General features: G+C 72.9%; 12 protein-coding genes. 6 read left to right on the plus strand and 6 right to left on the minus strand.

The window, feature by feature from the left end; all coding sequences use genetic code 11:
• Window positions 1-11: 11 nt before the first annotated feature.
• A complete protein-coding gene (locus GQS52_RS19190; protein WP_182314596.1) occupies window positions 12-992 on the minus strand; it encodes a metal ABC transporter substrate-binding protein in 981 nt (326 codons plus the stop codon).
• A gap of 184 nt (window positions 993-1,176) precedes the next feature.
• Here GQS52_RS19190 and GQS52_RS19195 point away from each other — a divergent pair, with 184 nt between their 5' ends.
• A complete protein-coding gene (locus GQS52_RS19195; protein WP_182314597.1) occupies window positions 1,177-2,559 on the plus strand; it encodes a glycine--tRNA ligase in 1,383 nt (460 codons plus the stop codon).
• A gap of 214 nt (window positions 2,560-2,773) precedes the next feature.
• Complete coding sequence (gene dusB / locus GQS52_RS19200) at window positions 2,774-3,913, plus strand: tRNA dihydrouridine synthase DusB (protein WP_182314598.1); 1,140 nt, start codon at window positions 2,774-2,776, stop codon at window positions 3,911-3,913.
• A gap of 64 nt (window positions 3,914-3,977) precedes the next feature.
• Here the strand turns inward: dusB and GQS52_RS19205 are convergent, their stop codons facing one another.
• On the minus strand, window positions 3,978-5,393 hold the full coding sequence (locus tag GQS52_RS19205; protein WP_259371154.1) for a trehalase family glycosidase: 1,416 nt from the start codon (window positions 5,391-5,393) through the stop codon (window positions 3,978-3,980).
• Between the two features lie 236 nt (window positions 5,394-5,629).
• On the opposite strand from GQS52_RS19205, the gene GQS52_RS19210 reads away from it, so the two are divergent.
• The 4 genes from GQS52_RS19210 to ppdK all read left to right on the plus strand — a co-directional run bounded on the left by GQS52_RS19210 (window position 5,630) and on the right by ppdK (window position 12,225).
• Complete coding sequence (locus GQS52_RS19210) at window positions 5,630-7,042, plus strand: extracellular solute-binding protein (RefSeq protein ID WP_259370860.1); 1,413 nt, start codon at window positions 5,630-5,632, stop codon at window positions 7,040-7,042.
• A gap of 102 nt (window positions 7,043-7,144) precedes the next feature.
• A complete protein-coding gene (locus GQS52_RS19215; RefSeq protein ID WP_182314600.1) occupies window positions 7,145-8,116 on the plus strand; it encodes a sugar ABC transporter permease in 972 nt (323 codons plus the stop codon).
• A 98-nt stretch (window positions 8,117-8,214) separates the two neighbouring features.
• Window positions 8,215-9,045, plus strand: a complete 831-nt coding sequence (locus tag GQS52_RS19220; protein ID WP_259370861.1) for a carbohydrate ABC transporter permease — start codon at window positions 8,215-8,217, stop codon at window positions 9,043-9,045.
• A 480-nt stretch (window positions 9,046-9,525) separates the two neighbouring features.
• The gene (gene ppdK / locus GQS52_RS19225) at window positions 9,526-12,225 is read left to right on the plus strand and encodes a pyruvate, phosphate dikinase (protein WP_182314601.1); all 2,700 of its coding nucleotides are present in this window, start codon (window positions 9,526-9,528) and stop codon (window positions 12,223-12,225) included.
• A gap of 174 nt (window positions 12,226-12,399) precedes the next feature.
• On the opposite strand, the gene aroH is transcribed toward ppdK, so the two are convergent.
• The 4 genes from aroH to GQS52_RS19245 form a co-directional block, all read right to left on the minus strand.
• Window positions 12,400-12,804 carry a chorismate mutase gene (aroH, locus tag GQS52_RS19230; RefSeq protein ID WP_182314602.1) on the minus strand — a complete coding sequence of 135 codons (405 nt, stop codon included), beginning with the start codon at window positions 12,802-12,804 and terminating at the stop codon, window positions 12,400-12,402.
• Window positions 12,801-14,207 carry a 3-deoxy-7-phosphoheptulonate synthase class II gene (locus GQS52_RS19235; RefSeq protein ID WP_182316572.1) on the minus strand — a complete coding sequence of 469 codons (1,407 nt, stop codon included), beginning with the start codon at window positions 14,205-14,207 and terminating at the stop codon, window positions 12,801-12,803. Before GQS52_RS19235 ends, aroH begins: the two co-directional genes overlap by 4 nt.
• 381 nt (window positions 14,208-14,588) lie before the next feature.
• Window positions 14,589-15,791 carry an acyl-CoA dehydrogenase family protein gene (locus GQS52_RS19240; RefSeq protein ID WP_259370862.1) on the minus strand — a complete coding sequence of 401 codons (1,203 nt, stop codon included), beginning with the start codon at window positions 15,789-15,791 and terminating at the stop codon, window positions 14,589-14,591.
• Window positions 15,792-15,818: 27 nt separating this feature from the next.
• Window positions 15,819-17,210: an FAD-binding oxidoreductase gene (locus tag GQS52_RS19245; protein ID WP_220472779.1), complete on the minus strand. Its 1,392-nt coding sequence runs from the start codon at window positions 17,208-17,210 to the stop codon at window positions 15,819-15,821.
• Between the last annotated feature and the right edge of the window lie 35 nt (window positions 17,211-17,245).

Here is a 17,245-nt window from a genome sequence, read left to right on the forward strand (position 1 = left end):
TGCGCTGGGGGTCACTTGCTGCCGAGGGCCTTCTTCAGGGCCGCGAGGTTGCTCTCCATGACCTCGAAGTAGTCGTTGCCCTTCGAGGCGCCGGTGATGCCCTCGAGGGGGTCGAGGACGTCGGTCCTCAGCCCGAGGTCGTCGGCGAGGGCCTTCGCGGTCCGGTCGCTGGCGAGCGTCTCGAAGAAGATCGTGGAGACATTGTCCTCCTTCGCGTGCTCGTGCAGTTCCTTCATGCGGGCGGCGCTGGGCTCGCTCTCGGGGTCGAGGGCGATGGCCTCCTGGTCCAGGCCGTAGCGCTCGGCGAGGTAGCCGAAGGCCGCGTGGGCGGTGATGAAGGTGTCGGTGGAACGGTTCTTCAGCCCGTTCTCGAAGTCGGCGTCCAGCCCCTTCAGCTTGGCGACCAGGGCGTCGGTGTTCTTCGCGTAGGCCCCGGCGTGCTCGGGGTCGGCCTCGGCGAGGGCCTTGCCCACGCCCTCGGCGACCTCGGCGTACTTGACCGGGTCGAGCCAGACGTGGGGGTCGGGGGCCCCCTCCTCGCCGTGCTCCTCCCCGGCGTGCTCGCCGTCGGCTTCCTCGCCGTGGTTGTGGCCGTCGCCGCCGGTGCCGTGGCTCTCCAGCTCGGTCAGCGTGGCGGCGTCGACGGTGGCCGCGGCCCCGGACTGCTCGACGGCCTCGTCGACCGCGGGCTGCAGGCCCTTGAGGTAGACGACCAGGTCGGCCTCGGAGAGGGCCGCCACCTGCTGGGGCTTGAGCTCGAGGTCGTGCGGCTCGACGCCCGGCGCGGTCAGCGCGGTGACCTTCACGTGCTTCCCGCCGATCTCCTCGGCGAGGAACTGCACGGGGTAGAAGGACGCCACGACGTCCACCCGGCCGTCGCCGCCCCCTCCCTGCGCCGAGCCGGAGGAGGAGCAGCCGGTGACGGCAGTCAGACCGACGGCGGCGAGTCCGGCGAGTGCGGCGGGGAGGAGGCGGCGACGACGTATGTTCATGACTCTCATTTTCAACAAAACTGGAAACGATTGTCAATTGGCCTCCCAACTGCACCGACCGGGAGGGGGATTTGCTGGCCGGGCGGGGCACGCCGGTAACCTGAGGTATTCGCTCGGCCGCAGCGGCTCGGCCGCGTGCACCGGCGAGTGACTCGACCGCCTCCGTCGTAATGAAGAGAGCACCGTGGCCGCCGACAAGATCGACACCATCGTCAGCCTGAGCAAGCGCCGTGGCTTCGTCTACCCCTGCAGCGAGATCTACGGCGGTCAGCGTGCCGCCTGGGACTACGGGCCGCTGGGTGTGGAGCTCAAGGAGAACATCAAGCGCCAGTGGTGGCGCTACATGGTCACCTCCCGCGAGGACGTCGTCGGTCTCGACTCGTCGGTGATCCTGGCCCCCGAGGTCTGGGTCGCCTCGGGCCACGTCGCGACCTTCAGCGACCCGCTCACCGAGTGCACCGCCTGCCACAAGCGCTTCCGCGCCGACCACCTGGAAGAGGCGTACGAGGCCAAGCACGGCCGCCTCCCCGAGAACGGCCTGGCCGACGTCAACTGCCCCAACTGCGGCAACAAGGGCCAGTTCACCGAGCCCAAGCAGTTCTCCGGCCTGCTCTCCACCCACCTCGGCCCGACCCAGGACAGCGGCTCCGTCGCCTACCTGCGGCCCGAGACCGCCCAGGGCATCTTCACCAACTTCGCCCAGGTGCAGCAGACCTCGCGCAAGAAGCCGCCGTTCGGCATCGCCCAGATGGGCAAGTCCTTCCGCAACGAGATCACCCCCGGCAACTTCATCTTCCGCACCCGCGAGTTCGAGCAGATGGAGATGGAGTTCTTCGTCAAGCCGGGCGAGGACGAGAAGTGGCAGGAGTACTGGATGGAGCAGCGCTGGAACTGGTACACCGGCCTCGGCATGCGCGAGGAGAACATGCGGTGGTACGAGCACCCGCAGGAGAAGCTCTCCCACTACTCCAAGCGCACCGCCGACATCGAGTACCGCTTCCAGTTCGGCGGCAGCGAGTGGGGTGAGCTGGAGGGCGTCGCCAACCGCACCGACTACGACCTCGGCGCCCACGCCAAGGCATCCGGCCAGGACCTGTCGTACTTCGACCAGGAGGCCGGCGAGCGCTGGACGCCGTACGTCATCGAGCCCGCGGCCGGCGTCGGCCGCACGATGCTGGCGTTCATGCTCGACGCCTACACCGAGGACGAGGCCCCCAACGCCAAGGGCGTCATGGAGAAGCGCATCGTGATGCGCCTCGACCCGCGCCTGTCCCCGGTCAAGGTCGCCGTGCTCCCGCTCTCGCGCAACCCCGCCCTCTCCCCGAAGGCCAAGGGGCTCGCCGCCGACCTGCGCCAGAACTGGAACGTCGAGTTCGACGACGCCGGCGCCATCGGCCGCCGCTACCGCCGCCAGGACGAGATCGGCACCCCGTTCTGCGTGACCGTCGACTTCGACACCCTCGAGGACAACGCGGTCACCGTGCGCGAGCGCGACACCATGAAGCAGGAGCGGGTCTCCCTGGACCAGGTCCAGGCGTACCTCGGCAGCCGCCTCCTCGGCTGCTGACGCCACCGCGTCACCCCGCGACGGCCCGCGTCACCCCGCGACGGCCACCGCGGCCCCGACGGGCCCCGGCTCCCCGAGCCGGGGCCCGTCCCGTTCCCGCGCCGCCTGCGGCCGTGCGCGGCGGCCGGCCCTCCGGGGCGGTCGGGGGCCGCGGCCCGGATGGGGGACAATGGGAGGCCGCCCCAGCAGCCGAGCCACGAGGACGCACCCCGCCATGACCGCTGACGCCGCACCCCTGCAGATCGGCCCGCACACCGTGTGGCCGCCGGTGGTGCTGGCGCCGATGGCCGGGATCACCAACGCCCCCTTCCGCACCCTGTGCCGGGAGTTCAGCGGCGGCAAGGGGCTGTTCGTCAGCGAGATGATCACCACCCGCGCGCTCGTCGAGCGGGACGCCAAGACGATGCGGCTGGTCCACTTCGACGCCTCCGAGAAGCCGCGCTCGATCCAGCTCTACGGGGTCGACCCGGCCACCGTCGGCAGGGCCGTGCGGATGATCGTCGAGGAGGACCTGGCCGACCACGTCGACCTCAACTTCGGCTGCCCCGTCCCCAAGGTCACCCGCAAGGGCGGCGGGTCCGCGCTGCCCTACAAGCGCAACCTGCTGCGCTCCATCCTGCGCGAGGCGGTCGGCAACGCCGGATCCCTCCCGGTCACCGTCAAGATGCGCAAGGGCATCGACGACGACCACCTCACCTACCTCGACGCCGGCCGGATCGCCGTGGAGGAGGGCGTCAGCGCGATCGCCCTGCACGGCCGCACCGCGGCCCAGCACTACGGCGGCACCGCCGACTGGGAGGCGATCGCCCGCCTGAAGGAGGCGGTCACCGAGATCCCGGTGCTCGGCAACGGCGACATCTGGTGCGCCGAGGACGCGGTGCGCATGATGCGCACCACCGGCGCCGACGGCGTGGTCGTCGGCCGCGGCTGCCTGGGCCGCCCCTGGCTCTTCGGCGACCTGGTGAACGCCTTCGAGGGCCGGGGCGGCTCCGCCCGCCCCACGCTGGGCGAGGTCGCGAAGGTCATGCGCCGCCACGCGCAGCTGCTGGGCGAGTGGCTGGAGGACGAGGAGCGCGGCGTGATCGACTTCCGCAAGCACGTCGCCTGGTACACCAAGGGGTTCTCGGTCGGCTCGCAGCTGCGCCGGGACCTGGCCATGGCATCCTCGCTCGCCGAGCTGGACGGGCTGCTGGCCGGCGCCGACCCCGGCCAGCAGTGGCCGGCCGGCGCGGAGGGACCGCGCGGACGCACCGCCGGCGCCAAGCGGGTCGTCCTGCCGGACGGCTGGCTCGACGACCCCTACGACTGCGCGGCCGTCGGCGCCGAGGCCGAGCTCGACACCTCCGGCGGCTGACCGGCCGGCGCCGGCCGCAGCCGGGCCCCGCCTCCCGGGCAGGGCCCCGCCGGACGGGTGCCGGTCAGCGGCGGGCCGCCGATGCCTCCGCCGCGATTACCGCCGGGGCCGCCGCGGAGGCGGTCCGCGGCGCGGGGACGGACAGCCCGGGCGCGCCGCCCGGCGTGCCGAGCGGGAAGTGGTCGTCGGGACCGTCCAGCAGGTCGACGGTCAGGGCCGCCGTCCAGCTGAACGAGCGGGCGCCGCAGGCCCGGCCGGTGAACGGGTCGACGTACTCGGCGAAGCCGGAGGCGCCCGCCGCGGCGAACAGCCCGCTCCGCAGCGCGTCGGCCTGCTCGGTGGCACCGTGCAGGCGCAGGCCGCGCTCGATCAGCCAGTTGGTGTTGAACCACGCCGGGCCGCGCCAGTAGCGGGAGGGGTGGAAGGACTCGCCGTGCAGGTCGTAGCTGGGCACCATCGCCAGCCGGCCGAGGGCGAAGCGCTCGCCGTGCGCGGTGGCGACCATCGCCGCCACGACGTGCCCCGGCAGGCCGGGCACGATCAGCGGCACCAGGCCGGCCACGCTGCGCTCGCGGATCAGCGTGCCGCCCTCGCCGTCGCGGACGTCCCGGCACAGGAACATCCCCGACTCCGCGTCCCACAGCCGCTCCACGAGGGCGGCCGTCAGACGGGCGGCGTGCCGCTCGTGGGCGTCCGCGTCCGCGCCCGTCTCGCGGGCGATCCGGGCCAGGGCGAGCTCGGAGACGATCAGCAGCGCGTTCAGGCACGGGTCCTCGACGGCGAACCGGTGCGGGGCGTCGGTATCGCTGTAGCCGTGGTCGCGGTAGTCGGCGGCCAGCCGCACGTAGCGGCCGTAGTCGAGGTCGGTGGGCCGGTGGTCGGCCGCGCCGTGGGCGAGGTCCGCGCGGCGGAAGGCGCGCGGGTCCACGGGCTCGATCCGGTCCAGCGGGCCGTCCCAGCAGGGGCTGTTGTCCATGCCGGACTCCCACGGATGGACCACCGAGGCCAGTCCGGCCCCGCCCAGGTCCCGGGCGGTCGTCAGGTAGCGGTGCCAGGCGGCCAGCCGCGGGTAGACCCGGGCCAGGAAGCCGCTGCGGGCCGAGCCCGCGGGGTCGGCCTCGTGGACCAGCCACGCGGCCAGCGCGTGCACCGGCGGCTGGACGATCCCGGAGGTCTCCGTCCGGGCGGGTGAGCCCGCCCCGGTGGCGGCGCCGCCGGAGCGCCAGAAGTCGGGCCCGGGGAAGTACGAGCCGAGCGGCACGGACGGGTTGAAGACGATGTGCGGGACGCGCCCGTCGAGCCACTGTGCGGCCAGCAGCGTCTCCAGCTCGCCGCGCGCCCGCCCGGGGGAGAAGTGCCGCAGGCCGATCGCCACGAACGCCGAGTCCCAGCTCCACTGGTGCGGGTACAGGGTGCGGGACGGGACGGTGGAGGCGCCGGTCCAGTTCCCCAGCAGCACCTGCTGCGCGCCGTGCCGCAGCGCCCTGCCCGCGCCGTCGGGGGAGAGGCGTGGAGAGGGGAGTGCGCCCGGTGCCGGGTGGGGAGCGGTATGAGGGGGACGCTGTCCACGGATTCTCCACGCAGGGTGACCGAACAGGTACAGGGCTCGGACGAGCCCTGCCTGTTGCCGAAGTTAATACGAAGACAACAATTGTCAACAAGCGGGGACGGCGTTGTGATCCATGTCAAAAGACGCAGATCGGCCGGGTGTGGTTCGTGCGCAGATGCTCTTTTCTCCCCTTCCGCCCCCTGAGGGCGGTCGCGGCGGTGGCGGCCGCCGTACTGGCCGCCGGACCGGCCGCCGGCTGCGCCGACCGCGGCGCCGACCGCTCCGACGGCCGGATCACGGTCTGGAGCCTGGAGAACCTCCCCCCGCGCATGGAGGCCGCCCGGCGGATCGCCGACGACTTCGAGGAGGAGTCCGGGATCGAGGTCGAGCTGGTCGGGGTCGCCGAGGCGCAGCTGCCGCAGATGGTGATGTCCGCCGCCGCGGCCGGCCGGCTGCCGGACGTCATCGGCGCCGTGCCGCTGGCCCAGGTCTGGCAGATGCACGGCAACGGGCTGCTGGACACCCGCACCGCGGGCGGGATCGTCGAGGAGCTCGGCCCGGAGACGTTCGACCGGAACGCGCTGGCGCTCGCCTCGGACGGCCCCGTCCGCCTCGCCGTCCCCAGCGACGCCTGGCTGCAGGTGCTCGCCTACCGCAAGGACCTCTTCCGACGGGCCGGCCTGCCCGCCCCCACCACCTACGACGCCCTCCTCACCGCCGCGCGCACCCTGGACCGCGGCCGCACCGAGGGCATCGCCGCGGCCACCGACCCCGGGGACGTCTTCACCCAGCAGAGCTTCGAGGACCTCGCCCTGGCCAACGGCTGCCGCCTCGTCGACGACCGGGGCGCCGTGGCCCTCGACAGCGGCCCCTGCCGCACCGCGTTCGGCCTCTACGGCGAGCTCACCGGGGAGCACGGCCCGCCGGGCACCCAGACGGTGGACACCACCCGGGCGACCTACTTCTCCGGCCGGTCCGCCATGCTCCTGTGGTCCTCGATGGTCCTGGACGAACTCGCCGGACTGCGCGCCGACGCCCTGCCCGCCTGCCCGCAGTGCACGGGCGACCCCGGCTTCCTCGCCCGCAACACCGGGATCGTCACCGCGCTGCGCGGACCGGACGGCAGGGCCCCCGCCCAGTACGGGGAGGTCACCTCCTGGGCCGTCACCCGCACCGCGGAGACCTCCGCCGCGCGAGACTTCGTCCGCCACATGACGGGCCCCGGCTACGAGGCGTGGTTCGGCACGGCGGCCGAGGGCAAGATCCCGGTCCGCTCCGGCACCCGGGACGACCCCGACCGCTACACCCGGGCGTGGCGGTCCGCCCCGATCGGCACCGACACCCGGCGGCCCTTCGACGAGGTCTACCCCGACGCCCTCCTCGACGAGCTGCTGGCCGGGGTCGGGGCCATGCGGCGCTGGGGCATCGCCGAGGGGCAGGGAGCGCTGGTGGGCGCCACCATGGGAGAGCTGCCCGTGCCCAGGGTGATCGGAGCCGTGGCCGACGGCCGGATCACCGCCGCGCAGGCCGCGCGGGAGGCCGCGGAGGAGGTCGAGGCACTGCGCACCTCCCTGGAATGACCGTCCCGGAGCGGCCGTCCCGCAGTGGCCGGCCCGCGGCCCCCGATTCCCACCGCCCCCGACCCTCCGACTCCTCCGACCCCTCGGCCCCGAGGTCACCCGATGAGCACAGTCCGCCGCGCCGTGGGGCGCCGCCGTCCCCCGACGCTCGCCGCCCGGGAGAACAGGGCCGGGCTGGCCTTCGTCTCGCCCACCGTGGCCGTGGTCGCGGCCGTCGTCCTGCTGCCGGTGGTCTGGACCGCGGTGCTGGCCTTCCAGGACGCCCGGCTCGCCGACATCCAGGAGACGGACCTGCTGTCGGGCTGGACCCTGGAGAACTTCCGCCGGGTCTTCGCCGCCCCCGGTTTCTGGCCGTCCCTGTGGACCACGCTGTTCTACGCCGTGGGGGGCACCGCGGGCTCGATCCTCCTCGGCCTGGCCGCCGCGCTGGCCCTGCGCAGGCCCTTCCGCGGGCGGGGGCTGCTGCGCGGCGCGATGCTGCTGCCCTACGTCGCCCCGGTCGTCGCCGTCGCCTTCGTCTGGGAGGTCGCCCTGAGCCCGCAGTACGGCGTGGTCAACGAGTGGGGGGCGCGGCTGCCGGGGTGGGACGCACCGGTCCCCTTCCTGTCCTCGCGCAGTCACGGGGTCTCCGTGCTCGGGGCGCAGTTCGAGGTGCCCCTGGCCCTGCTGACCGTCGTCGCCTTCGAGGTCTGGCGGTACTTCCCCTTCGCCTTCCTGTTCCTGCTCGCCCGGCTCCAGGCCGTCCCGCGGGAGCTGGAGGAGGCCGCCACGGTCGACGGCGCGGGACCGGCCCAGCGCCTGAGGTACGTCCTGCTGCCCCAGCTGATGCCGGTGATCGCCCTGCTGGCGGTGCTGCGCTTCATCATGACGTTCAACAAGTTCGACGACGTCTACCTGCTGACCGGAGGGGGCGCGGGCACCGACGTGGTCGCGGTGCGGGTCTACGACTTCCTCACCGCGCGCTACGACGTGGGTGCGGCCGCGGCCCAGGCGCTCGTGCTCGCGGCGGTGCTGATGCTCCTGCTCGGGCTCTACTTCGGCTTCTTCGCGGACAGGGCGGAGGACGAGGCGTGAGCGCGCGGCCGGCCGCGGCCCGGGCGGGCGGTACGGCGGGGGATGCGGTGGGGGGCCGGGGTGGCGGACGGGCACGGGGCCGGTCCGGTGAGCGGACGGTGTCCGTCCTGCGCCGGACTGCGATCGCCTTCTTCGCGGCGGTGACCGTGCTGCCCTTCCTCTACATGCTGCTGCTGTCGGTGAAGCCGGTGGAGCAGCTGCTCGCCGACCCCGGCGGGCTGTGGCCGCGGGAGGCGACCTGGTCCACCTACCGCGACGTGCTGCTGCCGGCCTCGTCCGGCGGCCAGGGGTTCCTGCGGATGCTGGGCAACTCCGCACTGGTCTCCCTGGCCGCCGTCGCCCTGGCCCTGCTGGCCGCCGTGCCCGGCGCCTACGCGGTGGCCAGGCTGCGGTTCTTCGGGCGGCGCCGTGTCGGCGTGCTCTTCCTGGCGCTCTACCTCTTCCCCGCCACCCTGCTGGCCGTCCCGCTGTTCGTGATCTTCGCCCGGCTCGGCCTGCAGGGCAGTCTGGGCGGCCTGGCGGTGGTCTACGTGGCGCAGACGGTGCCGGTCTCGGTGCACATGCTGCGCAACTACTTCGCCACCGTGCCCCGCGGCGTTGAGGAGGCCGCGGCGCTCGACGGGTGCTCGCGCCCGCAGACCGTGTGCCGGGTCGTGCTGCCGCTGGCCGCGCCCTCCCTGGCCGCCACCGGCCTGTACGTCTTCGTCATCGCGTGGAACGAGTTCCTCTTCGCCCTGCTCTTCCTGGTCGCGGAGCCGGGGAAGTGGACCGTCTCCCTGGGGCTGCAGCAGCTCGCCGGCGGGGTGGAGGTGCCCAAGACCGTGCTCATGGCCGGCTCGGTGGTGCTGACGGTGCCGGTGGTCGTCCTCTTCCTGGCCGCGGAGCGCCTCCTGGCCGAGGGGCTGACCAGCGGGGCGGACCGGGGGTGACCCCGCCCGCCCCACCTCTCCCTCCGATTGCTCAGATGAGCAGGGTCCGGCCCGAATGGGTCCGTCACGTGAGACATGGGGCGTGATCCTCGCCACCCGGGAGGGGTTTTTCCCGGCCCCGCAGGGTGCTCATCTGAGCGCTTTACTATCACATGGTGCAACTACGTTCTCAAATCTTGCAGCCGCTCGATCCGGGGAAAATGTCCAACAGGTCAACACGGGGCGAACGAAGGGAGTGGAAAAGAGCGGGCAAATTTGGCATATGCCAGCACAGCTGGAACTCATGTGTTCAAAGAATGAAGACAGGGATGCCGGTTGGAACTGCTCATCTGATCGGGCGGGGAGTGGTCCCCGTCACTTTCGATCGTTCGGCCGACGGATGGTTACAGCCGTGTGACGTGCAGTGGATGTACTGCGGAACCTTCGAAATGGGTACGCTCCGCGGCGTCAGGGCACCCGTGCGCGAGGAGAGTCGGTCCCGTGTCGGATCAGAAGAAATTCGTTTACGACTTCACCGAGGGAAACAAGGACCTCAAAGACCTGCTCGGCGGCAAGGGCGCCAACCTCGCCGAGATGACCAACCTCGGTCTGCCCGTCCCTCCGGGCTTCACCATCACCACCGAGGCGTGCAAGACCTACCTCGCCAGCGGCGCCGAGCCCCCCGAGCTGCGTGACGAGGTCAGCGCTCACCTGGAGGCGCTCGAGCGACGGATGGGCAAGAAGCTGGGACAGGCGGACGACCCGCTGCTGGTCTCCGTCCGCTCCGGCGCGAAGTTCTCCATGCCGGGGATGATGGACACCGTCCTCAACATCGGCCTGTCGGACGCCTCGGTCGAGGGCCTGGCCGCGCAGGCGGACAACCCCCGGTTCGCCTGGGACTCCTACCGCCGCCTCATCCAGATGTTCGGCAAGACCGTGCTGGGCGTCGACGGCGAGCTGTTCGAGGACGCGCTGGACGAGGCGAAGAAGGCCAAGGGCGCCGAGAGCGACGTCGACCTGGACGCCGACGACCTCAAGAAGCTCGTCGAGCAGTTCAAGGGCATCGTGGCGGCCGGGACCGGCCGCGAGTTCCCGCAGGACCCGCGCGAGCAGATGGACCTCGCCGTCCGCGCGGTCTTCGACTCGTGGAACACCGAGCGGGCCAAGCTCTACCGCCGGCAGGAGCGCATCCCCGGCGACCTGGGCACCGCGGTCAACGTCTGCTCCATGGTCTTCGGCAACCTCGGCCAGGACTCCGGCACCGGTGTGGCCTTCACCCGCGACCCGGCCAGCGGCCACCAGGGCGTCTACGGCGACTACCTGCAGAACGCCCAGGGCGAGGACGTCGTCGCCGGCATCCGCAACACCGTGCCGCTGGCCGAGCTGGAGAACTACGACAAGGCCTCCTACGACCAGCTCATGCAGATCATGGAGACCCTCGAGACGCACTACAAGGACCTGTGCGACATCGAGTTCACCATCGAGCGCGGCAAGCTGTGGATGCTCCAGACCCGCGTCGGCAAGCGCACCGCGGCCGCGGCCTTCCGCATAGCCACCCAGCTCGTCGACCAGGGCCTGATCGACGAGGCCGAGGCGCTGCAGCGGGTCAACGGCGCGCAGCTGGCGCAGCTGATGTTCCCCCGCTTCGACGAGAAGGCGGGCGGACGGAAGATCGCCACCGGCATCGCCGCCTCCCCCGGAGCCGCGGTCGGCAAGGTCGTCTTCGACTCCTACACCGCCGTGAAGTGGTCCCGCTCGGGCGAGAAGGTCATCCTCGTCCGCCGCGAGACCAACCCCGACGACCTCAACGGCATGATCGCCGCCGAGGGCATCCTCACCTCGCGCGGCGGCAAGACCTCGCACGCCGCCGTCGTCGCCCGCGGCATGGGCAAGACCTGCGTCTGCGGCGCGGAGGAGCTCGAGGTCGACACCAAGCGCCGCTGCATGACGGCCCCCGGCGGGATCGTCGTCGAGGAGGGCGACGTCGTCTCCATCGACGGCTCCTCCGGCAAGATCTTCCTCGGCGAGGTGCCGGTCGTGCCCTCCCCGGTCGTGGAGTACTTCGAGGGCCGCACGGCCCCCGAGGACGGCGACGACCTGGTGCGCTCGGTGCACCGGATGATGACCTACGCGGACGGCGTACGCAGCCTGCGCGTACGGGCCAACGCCGACAGCGCCGAGGACGCCGCCCGCGCCCGCCGCTTCGGCGCCCAGGGCATCGGCCTGTGCCGCACCGAGCACATGTTCCTCGGCGAGCGCCGCGAGCAGGTCGAGCGGCTGATCCTGGCCGACGACGACGCCGAGCGCGAGGCGGCCCTCGCCGCCCTGCTGCCCGTGCAGAAGAAGGACTTCACCGAGCTGTTCGAGGCGATGGACGGCCTGCCGGTCACCGTCCGCCTGCTCGACCCGCCGCTGCACGAGTTCCTCCCCGACATCACCGAGCTGTCGGTGCGCGTCGCCCTCGCCGAGGCCCGCAAGGAGCCCCAGGAGAACGACCTGCGCCTGCTGCAGGCCGTGCACCGCCTGCACGAGCAGAACCCGATGCTGGGCCTGCGCGGCGTGCGCCTCGGCCTGGTCATCCCCGGCCTGTTCGCCATGCAGGTGCGCGCCATCGCCGAGGCCGCGGCCGAGCGCCGGGCGGCGGGCGGGGACCCGAAGGCGGAGATCATGATCCCGCTGGTGGGCACCGTGCAGGAGCTGGAGATCGTGCGCGAGGAGGTCGAGCAGGTCGTCGCCGACGTCGCCCGCGCCGCCGGCACCGACCTCGACCTCGCCATCGGCACCATGATCGAGCTGCCGCGCGCCGCCCTCACCGCCGGCCAGATCGCCGAGGCCGCGGAGTTCTTCTCCTTCGGCACCAACGACCTGACCCAGACCACGTGGGGATTCAGCCGCGACGACGTCGAGGCCAGCTTCTTCACCGCCTACCTGGAGAAGGGCATCTTCGGCGTCTCCCCGTTCGAGACGATAGACCGGGACGGCGTCGGCTCGCTGGTCCGCTCGGCCGTCGAGGCGGGCCGGAGGACCCGTCCGGGCATCAAGCTCGGCGTGTGCGGCGAGCACGGCGGCGACCCGGAGTCGGTGCACTTCTTCCACGAGGTCGGACTGGACTACGTGTCCTGCTCGCCCTTCCGGATCCCGGTCGCCCGCCTGGAGGCGGGCCGCGCCGCGGCCGAGAGCGCCGGCAGCGACAGCCGCTGACGCGGCGGCCGTCACCGGCCGGCCCGGGACCCGATCCCTTCCCGGTCCGGCCGGCGACGGCACCCATCGACCATCCCGAACGGGGGCGGCGCCTGTGCGGAGGCGCCGCCCCCGGCCTTCTTCCGCACAGGCCCGTGCCGCGGCCCGGAACCGGGGGCGGTGAGGACCGGACGGTCACCCGCCCGTGCCGGGGGACCCTGGGGCGGTGCCCCCGCCGGGCCGGGCGAGGTCCGGGCGCAGCACGGCGGCGCCCCCGAGGTAGACGTGCCGGATGTCGGCCGGCCGCCTGTCGGTCTCCGCGTGCGCCAGGATGCGCACCGTGCGGGGGAGCCCGCCCTCCACGTCGAGTTCCCGGGCGCACATCAGAGGGACGTCGACCAGGCCGAGCTCCCGGGCGGCCTCGGCGGGGAACGCGCTGACCAGATCGGAGGTCGCCGTGAAGATCATGCTGATCAGGTCGTCGGGCTCCAGGCCGTTGGCCCTCAGGATCTCCGTGATCAGCAGCGCGACCCGGCTGCGCAGCACATCCGGTTCGTCCCGTTCCACCTGGATCGCGCCGCGGACGGCGCGCACCGTCATGCCCGGCCCCCGGGACGGCCGGGCGCCGTGCGGGGCGCCGTCGTTCCGCGGAGCACTTCCGCGACGAGGAAGGCCAGGTCGAGGGACTGGCTGCGGTTGAGCCGGGGGTCGCAGGCGGTCTCGTAGCGCTGGTGCAGGTCGTCGACGAGGATCTCGTGGCCGCCGCCCACGCACTCGGTGACGTCGTCGCCGGTCAGCTCCACGTGGATGCCGCCCGGGTGCGTGCCCAGGGCCTTGTGGACCTCGAAGAAGCCCTTGACCTCGTCGAGCACGTCGTCGAAGCGGCGGGTCTTGTGGCCGCTGGCGGCCTCGAAGGTGTTGCCGTGCATCGGGTCGCACACCCACACCGGCCGCGCGCCCGAGGCGGTGACCTTCTCCACCAGCTCCGGCAGCAGGTCGCGGATCCTGTCCGCGCCCATCCGGGTGATGAAGGTCAGGCGGCCCGGCTCGCGCTCGGGGTCCAGCCGCTCGATGAGGGCCAGCGCGTCCTCGGCCGTGGTGGTCGGGCCGAGCTTGACCCCGATCGGGTTGCGGATCCGGGAGGCGAACTCGATGTGCGCGCCGTCCATCTGCCGGGTGCGCTCGCCGATCCACAGCATGTGGCCGGAGACGTCGTACAGGTTCCCGGTGCGCGAGTCCACCCGGGTCAGGGCGGACTCGTAGTCCAGGATCAGCGCCTCGTGGGAGGCGTAGAACTCCACGGTGCGGAACTCCTCCGGGTCCACCCCGCAGGCGTGCATGAAGTTCATCGCGTTGTCGATCTCGCGGGCCAGCGCCTCGTAGCGCTGCCCCGACGGGGAGGACTTCACGAAGTCCTGGTTCCAGGCGTGCACCTGGCGCAGGTCGGCGTAGCCGCCGGTGGTGAAGGCGCGCACCAGGTTCAGCGTGGACGCCGAGGCGTGGTACATGCGCTTGAGGCGCTCCGGGTCCGGGATCCGGGCCGACTCGGTGAACTCGAAGCCGTTGACCGAGTCGCCCCGGTACGACGGCAGCGTCACCCCGTCGCGGGTCTCGGTCGACTTCGAACGCGGCTTGGAGTACTGGCCGGCGATCCGCCCGACCTTGACCACCGGGACGGAGGCCGCGTAGGTCAGCACCGCCCCCATCTGCAGGAGCGTCTTGAGCTTGTTGCGGATCTGGTCCGCGGAGACGGCGTCGAACGCCTCCGCGCAGTCGCCGCCCTGCAGCAGGAACGCCTCGCCACGGGCGACGGCCCCCAGGCGCGCGCGCAGCTGGTCGCACTCTCCGGCGAAGACGAGGGGCGGATACGACTCGAGGTCCGCGATCACATCACGCAGAGCCCCGGAGTCGGGCCACTCGGGCTGCTGCGCCGCGGGAAGGTCCCGCCAAGTGCGCCCGGCCCCCGCCGCACGCCCCGCGGGGGGTGCGGCCGGCCCGGGAATCCGGGAGACCGGGGCGGAGGAGCGGGGGAGCGGCGGGGGTACGCGGGTGGTCACTGGGTTTCTCCGCTGCTGGAAGGGACGGGGGCACCCGCCGGCGGCGGCCCGCGTCGGCGCGGACGCACGGCGGCGGCTCTTCTCCAGGAGGGGCGGAGGCTTTCGGGGCACGGGGAAGCAGTCGGGCCTCCGCCCGGCCGGACGGCCGGACGGCCGGACGGACGCCGCCGTCCGGCCGCACGACCGTGCGCGCCCGCGGCAACCGGACGGGTCCTTCGTCCGGTTGCCGCGGGCGTTCGCGGCGACCGCGGTCCGCGCGGTCGCCGCCGTGGTGCTCGGCCGGAACGCGCCGTGGTCCGACACGGTCGCCCCGGGAGCCCCGGAGGATCAGAGGAAGGGGCTGCGCGACTCGCCGCCCAGGAGGACCTGCCCGGTGAGTTCGAGGATCGAGTCCTGGGCCACGGCGTGCTGGCACATGGTGTTCGCGTCGCGCAGCCAGCGGTCCAGGGGGGACTTCTCGCGGTAGACGGAGGAGCCGCCCACGAGGTCGAACAGGGCGGACACGATGTTCCGCGCGGTGCGGAAGGCGTGGTAGCGGGCCAGTGCGGTGGCGGTGCGCTGCTGCGCCGTGGGCTCGTCGCCGCGTTCCAGGGCGGCCCACTGCGCCTCCAGCCCGGAGTAGACGGAGGCGCGTGCCGCGGCCAGTTCCATCTCCGCCCGCGCCAGGGCCGACTGCACCCGCGGGCTGTCCGTCCACGGCGTCCCGCTCTCCCGGTCCACCCGGGTGCCGGCGAGGTCGCGCACGTGGTCGATCGCGGCGCGCGCCATGCCCAGGGGGACGCCGGACATCTTCCGCAGGATCGCGTCGGGTGCGGCGTGCAGCGGGCCCGTGCGCCGCGGCACCTGGAAGGAGAAGGAGTGCTCCTCCGGCACGAACAGGTCGGTCACCCGGTAGTCGCCGCTGCCGCTGCCGGCCAGGCCCGTGGTGAACCAGGTGTCCACGAGCTCGTACTGGTGCGGGCGGGCCACCATGACGCGCCACTGCACCGGGTCCCCGGTGACGGGGTCGGGCTCCGGCTCCCCGTCCTTGAACACCCGGCACCCGGCGACCAGCACGTCGCAGTGGGTGGAGCCGCTGCCGAACCGCCAGTGCCCGGAGACCCGGTAGCCGCCGGGCACGCGCTCGGCCCGTCCCTGCGGGTGGATCCAGCCCGAGTTGGCGGTGTCCAGGTCGCCGTAGAACTCCTGGACCGCGTCCTCCTCCAGATAACCCGCGTAGATGCCCGAATCCATGCCGATCATGGAGCACCAGGCGGTCGAGACGTCGCCGGTCGCCAGCGTCTCGATGAGCTCGGTCTGCTGCACGGAGGTCAGCTCCGGTCCGCCGCGGTCCTTCGGCGCGGCGGCGCGGAACACGCCGTTGCGGCGCAGCAGGGCGACGACGTCCTCGGGCAGCCTGCGGCCGGCCTCGATGTCGGCGGCCCGCTCCCGCAGGAACGGCACGGCCTCCCGAGCGCGGCGGAGGATGTCCTCCGCGGTGTTGGGTATGCGCACGGACCCGTCCACGTCGTGCGTCTCCGGGGTGGTCACGTTCTCCTCCAGGGGTGTGGGGGCGGGTCAGGCGTACCTGCCGGGCGCGATCACCCGGCGGGGATCGAGGGTCTCCTTCAGCCGGCGGACGAAGGCGCGCGCGGCCGGGTCGCCGGAGAACCGGTCCATCCAGGCGTGGTGGTCGGAGTCGAGGCGGTAGGGGTGGAAGCCGGCTTCGGCGAACAGCTCGTACGTCCGGTCGAGGGCGCGGTGCGCCTGCCGGGCGTGGTGCTCGGTGCGGGGGAAGCGGAAGGAGACCACCAGGTCGACCACGTCCGGGTCCAGGGCGTTGACGGTGGAGCCGGGCCGTATGCCCGTCTCGGCGTGGACCCGGTCCAGGAGCTCCTGGGCGCGGGCGACCGAGGGGCCGGTGAAGGGGATCAGGGGGAGGAAGAAGAGCCATCCGCCGCCCTCGGCGTCGACCCGGTCCGCCTCCTGGCCCACGGCGGACCTGAGCATCGCCTCGTTGCGCGACGGGTCGCCGGCGTAGAGCCGCTCCACCGCGCGCGCGACCAGGTCGTCCGGTGCGGGAGGGTGTTCGTCCGAGCGCAGGACCCGGGTGAACAGGCCGCTCTCCTCGGCCTCCTCCTCGATGACCCGGGTGACCGCCGCCACGGAACGCTCGGTCCCGCTGACGCACAGGTGGGTCAGGTACTCGTCGCCGAGGCCCCCGTACGACCGGGTGGAGACGGGGTCGTAGACCTTCAGGACACCGGAGACGAGTCCCTGCGCCGTCCAGCGCCGCAGTTCGTCGACGGCCTCCGCGAGCCGGCCGCTGCCGAAGCCCAGGCGCAGCACGCACTGCGCCTCGGGACGGGGCAGCAGCCGTACGACACCCGCCGTCACGATGCCCAGGTCGGACTGGGTGAACAGAGCCAGCGGCGAGGGCCCCAGGCCCTGCGGGTTGATCGCGCCCGGGTGCTCGCCGTGCGGCCACCAGCCCGTGCGGATCAGCTCCCCGTCGGGAAGGACCACTTCCAGGCCCACCAGGTCCAGGGTGCGCTGCCGGCGCAGGCCCACGCCCCGGTCGACGGCGTTGCCCAGCACGCTGGTGTGCCCGGAGGAGGCGGTGACGTTCAGCATCCGGCCGGTACCGGAGAGCAGTTCGGCCAGGCGCAGCTGGGTGACTCCCGGTTCGACGACCGCCCAGCCGCCCTCGACGCTCAGTTCGCGGACCGCGTCGAGCCCTCCGAGCTCCAGGGTCACCACTCCGTCCCGGGCCGGCTCGCGGGACCCCAGGCCCCAGTTGCGGCCCGTGCTCAGGGCCTGCAGCCGGGGGCCGTCCTCGGTCCGGGCGAAGGCCCGGACGATGTCGCGCACCTCGTCGACCGTGCGCGGCCGCACGACGCCGTAGACGTCGCGGGGGACGAACATGCTGACGTTCGCGCCGGGCGGCAGGGGCTTCGACCCCTCTCCCACCGCCCGCACCGCTCCGGTCGGAATTCCTGCAGGGA

The sequence above is a fragment of the Streptomyces sp. SCUT-3 genome (assembly GCF_014083985.1).
Taxonomy (GTDB): Bacteria; Actinomycetota; Actinomycetes; order Streptomycetales; family Streptomycetaceae; genus Streptomyces_H; species Streptomyces_H thermolineatus.